The organism is Nostoc sp. (assembly GCF_036916985.1).
GTDB lineage: Bacteria > Cyanobacteriota > Cyanobacteriia > Cyanobacteriales > Nostocaceae > Nostoc.
The window spans coordinates 172,188-184,791 of the sequence record NZ_JBALFD010000079.1 but is presented as its reverse complement, the minus strand read 5'-3'; the positions used below and the strand labels follow the sequence as shown (position 1 = coordinate 184,791).

General features: G+C 38.9%; 7 protein-coding genes. 4 read left to right on the top strand and 3 right to left on the bottom strand.

What is annotated here, in order from left to right; genetic code table 11:
• The first annotated feature begins 152 nt into the window (after window positions 1–152).
• The gene (locus V7L07_RS25850; RefSeq protein ID WP_335061659.1) at window positions 153–608 is read left to right on the top strand and encodes a hypothetical protein; all 456 of its coding nucleotides are present in this window, start codon (window positions 153–155) and stop codon (window positions 606–608) included.
• Window positions 609–732: 124 nt separating this feature from the next.
• Here the strand turns inward: V7L07_RS25850 and V7L07_RS25845 are convergent, their stop codons facing one another.
• The 3 genes from V7L07_RS25845 to V7L07_RS25835 all read right to left on the bottom strand — a co-directional run bounded on the left by V7L07_RS25845 (window position 733) and on the right by V7L07_RS25835 (window position 5,685).
• Complete coding sequence (locus V7L07_RS25845; protein ID WP_335061657.1) at window positions 733–1,812, bottom strand: hybrid sensor histidine kinase/response regulator; 1,080 nt, start codon at window positions 1,810–1,812, stop codon at window positions 733–735.
• 12 nt (window positions 1,813–1,824) lie between these two features.
• On the bottom strand, window positions 1,825–5,424 hold the full coding sequence (locus V7L07_RS25840; protein ID WP_335061655.1) for a response regulator: 3,600 nt from the start codon (window positions 5,422–5,424) through the stop codon (window positions 1,825–1,827).
• A gap of 114 nt (window positions 5,425–5,538) precedes the next feature.
• Window positions 5,539–5,685 carry a hypothetical protein gene (locus V7L07_RS25835; RefSeq protein WP_335061653.1) on the bottom strand — a complete coding sequence of 49 codons (147 nt, stop codon included), beginning with the start codon at window positions 5,683–5,685 and terminating at the stop codon, window positions 5,539–5,541.
• A 946-nt stretch (window positions 5,686–6,631) separates the two neighbouring features.
• Here V7L07_RS25835 and V7L07_RS25830 point away from each other — a divergent pair.
• From V7L07_RS25830 to V7L07_RS25820, 3 genes are all read left to right on the top strand, one after another.
• The gene (locus V7L07_RS25830) at window positions 6,632–9,994 is read left to right on the top strand and encodes a PAS domain S-box protein (RefSeq protein ID WP_335061651.1); all 3,363 of its coding nucleotides are present in this window, start codon (window positions 6,632–6,634) and stop codon (window positions 9,992–9,994) included.
• A gap of 133 nt (window positions 9,995–10,127) precedes the next feature.
• Window positions 10,128–10,862, top strand: coding sequence for a response regulator transcription factor (locus tag V7L07_RS25825; RefSeq protein ID WP_335061649.1), 735 nt, complete (start codon window positions 10,128–10,130; stop codon window positions 10,860–10,862).
• Between the two features lie 541 nt (window positions 10,863–11,403).
• Entirely contained in the window at window positions 11,404–12,495 is a 1,092-nt protein-coding gene (locus tag V7L07_RS25820; RefSeq protein WP_335061648.1) for a hybrid sensor histidine kinase/response regulator, read from the top strand.
• Window positions 12,496–12,604 lie beyond the last annotated feature (109 nt).

The window sequence follows — 12,604 nt, the reverse complement described above, 5'->3', positions numbered from 1 at the left end:
ACAGACAACAAAACTTTTCTGAATCACCGCACCTAAGAAAACTTTTCGAGTTATTCAACACTGTTAGGATTGATTTAAGAACTTGTGGAATCTGCTCTTCCTAAACAGACTGGACTTGCATAAATTACTGTCAACAATTTTTGACTCACATCATGAACCGCTTTACCTCTATTTTACTCGCCGGCTTGATAGCATCTGCATCAGCTTTGGCAATTTCTCCAAAAGCTGATGCTAATACACCAGCGTCTTATCTTGCTGAGTTAGATAACTACAGCTATCAACGCAACGATGATGGTAACTACGAACGTCATAGTCGTCACTATAGAAATGGTGACTATGACCGCCAGAACGACCTTCGCAACATTCGTGACGATAATAACCGCCGCTATAACCGCGACGATAGCCGCCGCTATAACCGCGACGATAGCCGCCGCTATGACCGCGACGATAGCCGCCGCTATAACCGCAACGATAATCGCCGCTATGACCGCGATAATCGCCGTTATGACCGCAACGATAATCGCCGCTATGACCGCGATAATAACCTTCGCAACATTTATGACAACAACCGTCGCTACGAACGCGATCGCGACTGGGGTCGTGGTTAATTTCTGTACCTTATCTGTTTCGCCTTAGCTTTTCTATATGACCAGGGCTTAGGCAAAAAGACACTGAAAATCTGATATTTTGTAGGGGCAATGCATGAATTGCCCCTACATTTCTTTAGAGTAATTATTGATTTTTGAGTAATACAGTAAAAATACTACCATAAGGATGATTATCTTCGATGGTAATTGTACCAGAATGTGCCTCGATCGCCATTTTACAGAAAGCCAATCCTAAACCAATTTGTGAAACTTCTGGCATCAGAGTTCCAATTTCATATTTTTCAAAAATGATTTGTCGTAAGTCTTGACTTACTCCCGAACCGGAATCAGCGACTTGCACTTTAGCGCCTCCTGCTGCCAAATACTCTGCCCGTAGGGTGACTTGAGACTTGGATGGGGAGAATTTAATGGCATTGGAAAGCAAATTATCTAGTACTCGACGAAAGATAACCGCATCTACTGCAACAATGCCACCAGGTTCGGGTAAGTAACTAATAAGAGTTAAGTTCTTTTGAGCAGCGATCGCCTCAATATCTGCGATAGCTGACATACACAGGGCACAAAGGTCTATTTCTGTGTAGTTGAGAAGCATTTTTCCAGATTCCAGCTTTGCCATGATCAACAAGCTATCAATTAACGATTGTAGCTGTTGTCCAGCAAGTAAAATTTGATCGACTTTTCCTTGCTGCTGTTTAGGTGACAAACCTGGAAACCGCAGAATTTCTGCGCCTAAGACAATACTGGTAAGTGGATTTCGCAAATCATGTACAATCATATTTACCATGTCTTCTCGCAGTTTGAGCAATACCTGCATACTTTCGTATTGCTGCTTAATCCGCAACATAGAGTGAACTCTAGCTCGTAATTCCACGCCATTGACGGGTTTACTAATAAAGTCATCTGCACCCGTTGCCAGACATCGAGCTAAATCTTCTTTATCGGTTAATGCTGTCACCATGATGATCGGTACTGCTTGCCATTGTGGATCGGCTTTAATGCGTTGGCAGACTTCTATCCCATCGAGACCGGGCATCATCACATCTAATAAAATCAGATCGGGCTGAAAACTATCGAGGCGATTTAGAGCTTGTTGACCACTAGGAGCGTAGTATAGCTGGTAGTTTTCACTATCCAGCAAGGTTTCAACAACATCAAAGTTATCGGGTTCATCATCGATTACTAAAATAGAGGGTTGACTATCCATCGAGAATTTCCACTACCTTCCTAAAAGTTGTTGAATTGTGGCTACAAGCTGTTTAAGTTTTACGGGTTTAGTCAAATATTCGTTTGCTCCGGCTGCTAAACAAGTTTCGCGATCGCCAGGCATAGCTAACGCTGTAAGTGCGATAATCGGAATATTCAAAAATTGCTGCTCGTTACGGATGCAGCGCATTGCTTCCAACCCATCCATTCCCGGCATTTGAATGTCCATTACAATTAAGTCAGGGCGCTGAACTCTCACAAGATCAATAGCTTGTTGTCCATTGTTTGCCAGAATGAGATGATACCCTCGACTTTCAAGATAGCCGGACATAGTATCAATATTTGCTTGATTATCTTCTGTCAGCAAAATCAAAGGAGTGTCCAGAATCACATCGGGGACTACAATTAGATTTGGCAAGTCAGAATGTTGCAGTTCCTCTATAGTTACCTGAAGTTGAGCGCGAGTAATGGGTTTGACCAAGTATTCAAACGCTCCCTGAGCCAGTCCTTTGCTACGCTCATCTACAACTGAAATGATGATTGCTGGAATATCTTTGGTTTTTGGGTTGGCCTTGAGTTGATTTAGCACGTCCCAACCTGATAGATTAGGCAGTTGTAGATCCATAACGATCAGAGCAGGCTGAACGCGCAGTACTTCTTCTATAGCTCCTTCACCTTGGGGATAGATGATGGGCTGCATTCCCATTTCGCGGAAGTAACGAGTAATTTGTTCAGCCGCCGCAACAGAATCTTCGATAATCAAAACTTGAGCATTCTCAGCAGGTAAGCGATATTTGGGCAGAAAAGTAGTTACCTGCGTGGTTAGAACATTATCGCTAGTGCGGTAGGGAATGCGAACAGTAAAACAACTTCCCTTTCCAACTTCACTGCTAACTGAAACTGTTCCTCCATGTAGGGCAATAATCTGTTGTACCAGTGCTAAACCTAAACCAGTACCACTGTACTGGCGGTTGAGACTGCTATCAAGCTGGATGAAGGGCTGAAACAGCTTGCCGATTTCTTCAGCGGCGATACCGATGCCGGTGTCAGTGATATGGAAGCAGAGGGATGAGGGGGATGAGGGGGATGAGGCAGAGGGGCGGGGGGAAGGGTGCAGAGGAGAGGAATTTTCCCCCTGCTCCCTGCTCCCTGCTCCCCCTAAACGGACTTCTAGCTTTACAGAACCCCCTTCTGGCGTGAACTTGACAGCGTTACTCAACAGGTTGATTAGTACCTGACGTAGACGGCGCTCGTCTACCTGGATGGTGTCAATATTCTCAGAAATATGAATATTAAGACGAATATTCTTTTTCAAAGCCATCTGCTTGATAAAAGCAAGGCTGGTATCACAAATGCCTCTGACAGAAACATCACTCAATTGCAATTCCAGTTTGCCAGATTCGATTTTAGATAAGTCTAGAATGTCGTTGATTAGTTCTAGTAAATGTCTGCCACTGCGCTCAATAGTGGCGATCGCTTTTGCTTGTTTTTCATTGATGGAACCAAATACACTTTCTTGTAAGCCTTCTGACATCCCCAAAATAGCATTGAGGGGTGTTCGCAGTTCATGGCTCATGTTGGCGAGAAATTCGTCTTTGAGGCGAGTGGCGCGGGCAAGTTCCACGTTGGTGTTAGCAAGTTGCTCATTAGTTTGCCGCAGTTGTGCTTCGGCTTGTTTGCGTTCTGTAATATCTTCGTGAGATACCAGTATGCCAATCACCTCACCTGCACTATTGGTGAGAGGAACTTTATTTGTTCGCAGCCAGAGTTGTTCGCCATTAGACCCTTCAAATGGCTCCTCATAGCCTAGTTTCGGTATTCTGGTGTTCATCACCATCGTATCGTCTGTATAGTAGAGGGGTGCCCATTTTGCCCAAGGTAATTCAAAGTCGGTCTTGCCGATAATCTCGTTGACTGTCAGTTGAGAATGGCGGATAAATGCTGGATTGCAGCCGATAAACCGCGATTGGCAGTCTTTCCAGAAAACACGTTGGGGAAATGTATCTAGTACTGTTTGCAGCATTTTGCGTGATTCTTCCAGTGCTTGCGCGATTTGTTTGCGATCGCGGATATCAAATAGAGTGGTGCGGCTGTATAAATAGTTCCCATCTACATCCATAACGGCAGTGGCGCTGATCAGCACTGGCAAAACCGTGCCATCTTTACAGAGGATGTCAAACTCCAAATCTTTTATCCAGCCCTGTTGTTTGAAGCGAGGATAGTTTTGCGCGAAGGACAAGCGACTGGCTGGGGTGAAAAAATTCGCCAGGGGTTGGCCAATCATTTCTTCACGGGTATAACCCAACCATTGCAGTTCAGTCTCGTTGATCTTGAGCAATCGGCCTTCGCTGTCGAGGGAATGGTAGCCACAAGGAGCATTATTGTAAAGGTCTTCGACGGCATGGGCATATTTCGCCAGTTTCTCTTGTGCCTGTTTGCGTTCACTGATATCTGTAACCCTTACTAGGTTCATGGTACGTCCCGCAACAGTAATGGGTTTAGCTGCAATGTTTCCCCAGAAAATTTTCCCCTGAAGAGTAACATATTCAATCTCTCGGCTCCAGACACCTTTTAACTGTATATCTATGACGATCGCATCCGTTTCGCTAGGAGTGAATGGCCGCAACTGGAGTGTTTGCCCATTAATATTAATCAATTCAGTTTTATCAACCGCCTCAAACATTTCCACCGCCCGCCGATTGCAATCCAAGGTGAGTAGCGTTTGCGGATCAACTATAAAAATGGCGTCGGCAGATTCGTTAAAAATTGCTTCTCGCAAATCCCGATTGTGGATGAGTTCCTGTTCGGTTTGTTTGCGATCGCTAATATCATAGTTAATCCCAATCATCCGTACAGGTTCACCCTGCTGGGTACATTTGAGAATACCGTAACCTCCCCATCCTTTTCCTGATACCCAGTGAATACTGCCATCTTGCCAGACAACTCGGTATTCCACAGCGTAATCGGTTTGTGTGGCGATCGCCTGCCTCAAATCCTGCTCAACCCATTCTCGATCCTCTGGATGTAACTGATTGAGCCATTTTTCATAAGTCCAGTTTTCATCACTCACATCAAAACCAAAACAGCGAATTGCATTTTCACTAGCAAATATTTGATTGGTGATTGGGTTCCACTCCCAATAGCCAATACCAGCAAAATTCAGGGTTAACTTGAGCTTTTCTTCACGTTCCCGACTTTGTTTTAATTGTCGAATTAGATGCATCCGTTCAACAGCATGATGAATTGCGCCTTGAAGAACTTCAGCCGTGAGTTTATCTTTAACTAGATAATCTTGAACAGCGCTTTTCATCGCTTGGATAGTGATAATTTCATCCCCTTGTCCTGTCAGCATAATTACAGCAGTTTGGGTATGGCTATGGCATTCCCGAAATTGCTGAATAAGCTTCAGTCCATCCTCATCAGGCAACGCAAAATCCAGCACAATCACATCTGGTATCTCCTGCTGACACCATTTCAGTGCTGGCGTTGCTGTCTCAAACTCCAAAATACGATAGGTATACAGACTATCTTGCTGCAAGAACTGATAATATGCTTCCCGATCTTGAGCGCAATCATCAATCAGCAGGATCGTGAGGCAACAAGGATGACTCATAAGCTAAAAATACAAACGCGATCGCGCTTCCAAAAAATTATATCTCGATTAGCATCAAGCTATTAGCTTGATGCTAATCGAGTAATTAATACCAAAGCTATCTCTCTCACCCCTTCAAGGGATGGAATCATCGCCGGTTTTGAGATCCCGGAATAGACAAAATGCTGAGATATCTCTATATTGCCCTTTAGTATGATGCGATCGCCAAATCCCAGAAAAATTTTTGCCTCCGTGTTCAGTATGAATAAAATTCGTAATCATACCTAAAAATCCCCTGAAAGCTTTCAGTAAATTTGCTGCTAGTAAAATTCATTTTTCAATAGTCAGACTAGCAGCGTCAAAACCTTTGTTTTAGCACAATGTCTAGGTTGGGCTGCGCCTACGCAGTGATTTTTATCATCAACCAGATTGCCATTAAAGTTTTAGATCGTCGATTTCATTGGAAGTCGGCGGGAAACTCCATCCCCTTGTGGATGGAGTTTTTTATCGTAAATTAAAGGGTTTAAGAACCTGCAATCTACATGTAGTACCCATTTCAGTCGGGGGTTTAAATCCTCTTATGTAATGTGTTTAATTTTGAATTTTGAATTGTTAATGGCTTGTTCTCCAGCATCCTTCTATAAAATCTCCTCGGTTCTACGGATGATCTAGAGTAATGCCTCAGTATTTCTTCTCAAAATTCAAAATATCCCTTCTAGTAAATACTCTCAATTTAATCAAAAAAAATTACTGTTTTTCCTCGATTACTTTTTCGTTTAAATCCTGAATAATAAACCTATCAGTTACCAATCCGACATCAATTCTCTGGATTGAGAATAACTCTGACTGTCAAAATAGTAATAGAAAATGGCGTGATGATAAGTGTTAAGATTATGAATATAGTCCGATGTTTTAAAGCTTAGTAATTTACTCAAATCATAGTTATTCCTTAGTTTCAATACCTGGTATTATAGTTAAACCGCATCTACCTAGAAAACATAGTTTTTAAATAAAAAATCTGATAAATCAAGCCAATATCCAATAACACAATTGTTAGAAAAACCATGTTTTTAACATATACAAACTTTATTTAAAAAATATAAAATTTATGTAAAAAATTAGAATAGAATTAATCCTAGAAAACACTGATGCTTTTCAAAAAAATATAAGTAAAAATATTGCTTACATCTATAAAGAAAGATAATCTATTTCAGGGCATCTATACATAATGTTTATTAACTCTCTCAGTTCTGATAATTTACAACAGACTATCATTCTTCACCCGCTCATTGTTAACTGTGAGATACTACTTCCTGATGTGATTGCACTGATTAATGAAGCACAAGGTAATTGTCATAGCTTACCAAACAAAAATAGCAATTATTTGACAAACTCAAGTAGAGATATAGACAGTGCTGCATCTCAAGCTGCCAGTTGTGTTTTAGTTATGGAAAACTCGCAGTTGGTAGGGATAATTACACAACGAGATTTAATTAAACTGACAGCACAAGGAAAGAATCTAGAGGAAATCAGCGTTTCCCAAGTGATGACAAGGGAGTTAATAACACTGAAGTTAAAAGATTTTAAAGATGTTTTTACTGCATTACATTTGCTAAGGCAACATCGGATTTGCCATCTGCCCATTGTTGGCGAGCAAGGAGAATTAATTGGATTGGTTACTCCTACAAGTTTGCTGGCAGTTTCTATTCTACAAGCAGAACTCTACAATTATACACGAGTTAAACTTGTAGAACGCCAGAGAATTGAGGCAGAACTGCGATTGGAGCGTAATTTTGTTTCTACCGTTTTAAATCTAGCAGATGCTTTAGTTATTGTACTAGATTCTCAGGGAAGAATTATTCGCTTCAATCATACTTGCGAACAAGCTACAGGTTATGCATTTGATGAAATTAAAGGAAAATTTGTTTGGGATGTGTTACTGTTACCTGAAACAACAGCATGTATCAAAGATATTTTTCAAAATTTAGCAACCAAAGAATTTCCTCAACGTTATGAAACTTCTTTAGTTACTAAGGATAGCGATCGCCGCTTAATCTCCTGGTCAAATAAAGTCTTACTTAATCGAGATAATCAAGTTGAGTATATCGTCTGTACAGGCATTGATATCACTGAAAGCCGAAAAGTACAAGAGGAACTCCAGCAGACTCGCAATTTTTTACAATCAATGATTAATAATTTACCTGTGGCCGTCTTTGTTAAAGATGCCAAACCAGAAAGTTTTGGGAAATTCAAGCTCTGGAATCATACTTGCGAAAATATTTTTGGTGTTACCGCAGAACAAGCTATTGGCAAAACAGATTACGAATTATTCCCAAAAGAACAAGCAGACTCTTTCTACCAAAAAGACCTAGAAACTTTTGCTAGCGGTGTACCTCAAGATATTTCTGAAGAAACTATTGATAGTCACAGTTTTGGCAGAAGAATTTTACACACGACGAAAATTCCTTTGTATGATAAAGACCAACAGCCCGAATACCTGTTATGTATTTCTGAGGACATTACAGAATACAAACGAGCAGAAAAAAATCTGCATCAAGCAAAAGAGCATTTACAAACAGTTTTAGATGCAGTGCCAGGGTTTGTTTCTTGGGTAAATAATGATGGGTATTATTTAGGAGTTAATCGCCATTTAGCTGAAAGTTTTAACCTGACTACCGATGCTTTTGTTGGTCAAGAATTGGGCTTTATGGAAAACAGCCCACACTTTACAGAATTTATGCGTGAATTTTTAGATAGGGAGGATGTAGCAGATTCTCAGGTTATTGATGTCCAAATAAACGACAAAACACACAATTACTTACTCGTCGCTCAAAAATATCAACAAAACACAGCTGCGGTTGCAATCGGAATTGATATTACAAAACGAAAACAAGCTGAAATAGCCTTACAAAGTTTGATAGAAAGTACAGCTTCTACAACTGGGTGTGATTTTTTTCCAGCATTAGTTGAGCATATTTCTTCTACTTTAGATGTTCGTAACACTTTGGTAACTGAATTAATTGATGGGCAAGTTAACACTTTAGGATTATGGTCTGATGGGCAGTTACAACTCAATATTTCCTACGATCCAAAATCAACTCCTTGTGAAATTTTGCTCAAGCAAGGATTTTATTACTGTGGATCAGGAATTCAGCAAATATTTCCTAATGCTGAAATATTGACTGCAATGAAAGCCGAAAGTTTTATGGGAGTTATTTTAAGTGATGATTTTGGTCAACCGATTGGCTCACTATGCATCATAGATGAAAAATCTATACCTGACCAACAAAAATTTGAAGGAATTCTCAAAGTATTTGCAGCCAGGGCATCTGCTGAACTGCAAAGACAACGAGCGCAAGAAGCTCTACAAAAACTTAATCAAGATTTAGAAGTCAGGGTTAAGCAGCGCACTTTAGACTTACAAAAAAGTGAGGCAGAACTTAGTGCTATTTTTAATCAAGCAGCCGTGGGAATTAAACTAGAAACTTTAGATGGTTGTTTTCTGAAAGTTAATCAAAAGTTGTGTGAAATTATTGGCTATAACCAAGCAGAAATTCTGAATAAAAGTTTTACTGACATCACACATCCAGAGGATATACAAGCCCATCTAAATAAGTTGCAACAATTAATAGCAGGAAAGGTAGAAACATTTTCCATAGAGAAGCGCTATTTACATAAAAAGGGTGATGCAATTTGGATAAATCTAACGGTTTCTCTAATTCGAGATCCTATTGGTAAACCTATTTATATAATTGGAGTAGTTAAAGATATACGCGAACGCAAACAAGCTGAAGAAAATATTTGTAAGGCTTTAGAAAAAGAAAAAGAACTCAGTGAGTTAAAATCTCGTTTCATTTCTATGACTTCCCATGAGTTCCGAACCCCTTTAGCTGTAATTACTTCATCTGCCGGCATTTTAAAAAGTTTTAGCCATAAACTAGATGAACAACAAAAGCAGAAACATCTCCAGTGCATTCAGACTTATGTTCAACACACTACTCAACTTTTAGATGATATTTTGCTAATTAATAAAGCTGAAGCTGGAAAATTAGCATTTGAACCAACTTGTATTAATTTAGTTGATTTCTGCCGCTCTTTAGTAGAAGAAATTCAACTCAGTTCTCCCAGGCATACTCTAGCTTTCTATCCCCAGTACTTGGGTAATTCATCAACAGATGATCGCTTTATGGTTTGTATCGACAAGAAACTTTTGCGACAAATACTGAGCAATTTGCTTTCAAATGCTGTTAAATACTCACCAGACAGCAATAATATTCAAATTGATCTATTAGTTCAAGATCAAAGCGCAGTTTTTCTAATTAAAGATGAAGGTATTGGTATTTTACCAGAGGAACAGCAGAACTTATTTGAACCATTTTACCGAGCTAGTAATGTTGGTAATACCCCAGGAACAGGATTAGGCTTGGCAATAGTCAATAATTGTATAGATATTCATAGAGGAAGAATTAGCTTTGCTAGTCAAGTCGGAGTCGGTACGACATTTAGGGTAGAATTGCCACTAGCCATAACCAATGTCATCCAGGAAAAATATCTCAATATGTTATTAGTAAATAATTTTAGGGAACAATAAAGTAAGGCCTATTAGTTGGTATATCATATAGTTTACCAAATCGTTAATCTGGAGAATCTGTTTTAGTAACTACATCTACTGTGTCTATACAGATAACAAAATTGCCTAGTCAAAATCACTATTTAAAGAAACAATGAATGAGAAAATATTAGTAATTGAAGATGAAATTCAAATTTCTATAAATATCCAACAGATTTTAAGTTTTTCAGATTTTAATGCGATTACTGCAAATAATGGTTTAGAAGGATTAGAACTTGCTAAAACAGAAAAACCAGACCTGATATGTTGTGATATTATGATGCCTGAACTTGATGGTTATAGTGTACTGACAGCCTTACGCCAAGATCCATTAACTGAATCTATTCCAGTAATTTTTCTAACTGCAAAAGCAGATCGTGATGGCTTACGCCAAGGTATGGAGTTAGGAGCCGATGATTACCTGACAAAACCTTTCTCTCCAGAAGAACTTTTGAAGGCAATTAAGATTAGATTGGCTCGGATAGAAAAACCAACTTTAATCAAACAACAATATGAACAAGTACATCAAGAAAATGCCAATCTGAAGCAGCAGATAGAAGTAAATTCACAAAAATTACAAGAAAGTCAACACCTAGCAGAAATATGCAATGAGGTTTTACAAAAACTTTTACAAGACTTAGGTAATCCGCTTTCAAATATCAATATGGCAATCTATATGCTGAAGAAAGCTCAATCGGATTTTGAGCGCGATCGCTATTTGAATATCCTACAACAAGAGTATGCTAGAGAAATGCTGCTTTTGAATGAAATGAAGAATTTACAAACATTATTAACCCCAGAAAATGCCAAAATAATGCAAAAGTTCCATTTGCTGAACCATAGTAAATAGTAGATAATTCTGGCTCTCCCAGAGTTGGGTTGATAAAATAGCACTAAAAAACGGCTAAAACGATTGACATAACAGGGTTTGTCTAAAATAGAATCAAAAATTTAATAAAATTTAACTTTGTTCCTCTTGAATCCCTAACTATGTAAGGATTTAACCTAATATCAAGTATTAATTTGTTATAACTAGTACAGCATGGCGCAAATAAACCACCCCTGATGCTCGATGACTCGCTAACGGCAGTTCCTCATGGGGGGAACCCCCTTCTCTACGAGACGCTCCCTTTGGGAGAAGACCGGACTGCCTCACCATTCAAAATGAATGAAACGCTTACGTTGTATTCATTTTGAATTTTTAATTTTTAATTACGCCTTGCGGTACTAGTCTAGGAAAACTATAATTCTACAATGATTAGATGGCAATACTTTGGCCATGAATGGAATTATAAAAGTTAATTTTTCTTTTTAAGAAAGGTAAACTTTATATATATTTTCAGATCATTCTAGACCAATGAAAATAATATTTTTATTTTTACTAATCGTAGATGAATACAATTTTAGTCATAGAAGATGAACCCCAAGTCAGAGTAAACATTCAGGAAATTTTACAACTTTCTGATTTTGAAACTTTGATAGCTGCAAACGGTAAAATTGGCTTAGAAATTGCTCAAGCAAAATTACCAGATTTAATTATCTGTGATATTATGATGCCTGAGTTAGACGGCTATAGCGTGCTTTCTGCTCTGCGTCAGAATGAAGCAACTACCAATATTCCTTTAATATTTGTTACAGCTAAAGCAGAGCGTTCAGATTTTCGCCAAGGGATGGATTTTGGCGCTGATGATTATTTAACTAAACCATTTACTCCTGAAGAACTACTCAGTGCGATCGCTTCTCGTCTTGATAAGCACGCTTCGACTGAACGCCAAGCTCAAGCCAAACTAGACGAACTCAGAATGAATATTGCTCATTCATTACCTCATGAACTAAATACTCCCCTAAATGGTATTCTTGGGATGTCACAATTGTTAATAGAAAATTGTGGCATCATGCCTGGCTCTGAAGAAGTCGAAATTGCAGAATTAATTTACACCTCTGCTAATCGCTTGAATGAATTAGTTAAAAGATTTTTACTATATAGTAATCTGGAATTAATCGCTAAAAATCCTGAAAAAATACGTCAAATTCAAGAACAAAGAGATAAATGTCTTGTTGAGAGAATTATTAGTGAAGTCGCTCTCAAAAAAGCTACAGACAACTGTAGGCAAAAAGATTTAACTCTAGATATCCAAGAATCTACAGTACAACTGCCAGAAGAAAATTTAAGTATTCTTATTGAAGAATTACTTGAGAATTCTTTTAAATTTTCTTTCCCAAGTAGCGAAGTTAAAGTTAAGAGTACAGTGGAAGATAATAAATTTAATTTATATGTCATTGATAATGGTAAAGGGATGACAATTGAAGAAATTGATAAAATTGGAGCTTTTGTACAATTTAATCGAAAGTCATGGGAACAACAAGGCTCTGGCTTAGGGTTGGCTATTGTTCAGCATATTGTGAAATTATATGGTGGGGAATTTACAATTGATAGCATTCCTGAAAAAAGAACTATTGTAAATGTTTGTTTGCCCTGCTAGGATACGCTGGCAATCCGATTTGATAAAAAGAAAGGCAGGGGGCAGGGGGCGGAGGAGAAAACTCTGCTCCCTTGCTTCTTTCCGACTCCCTCATCCCCATGCCCTATGC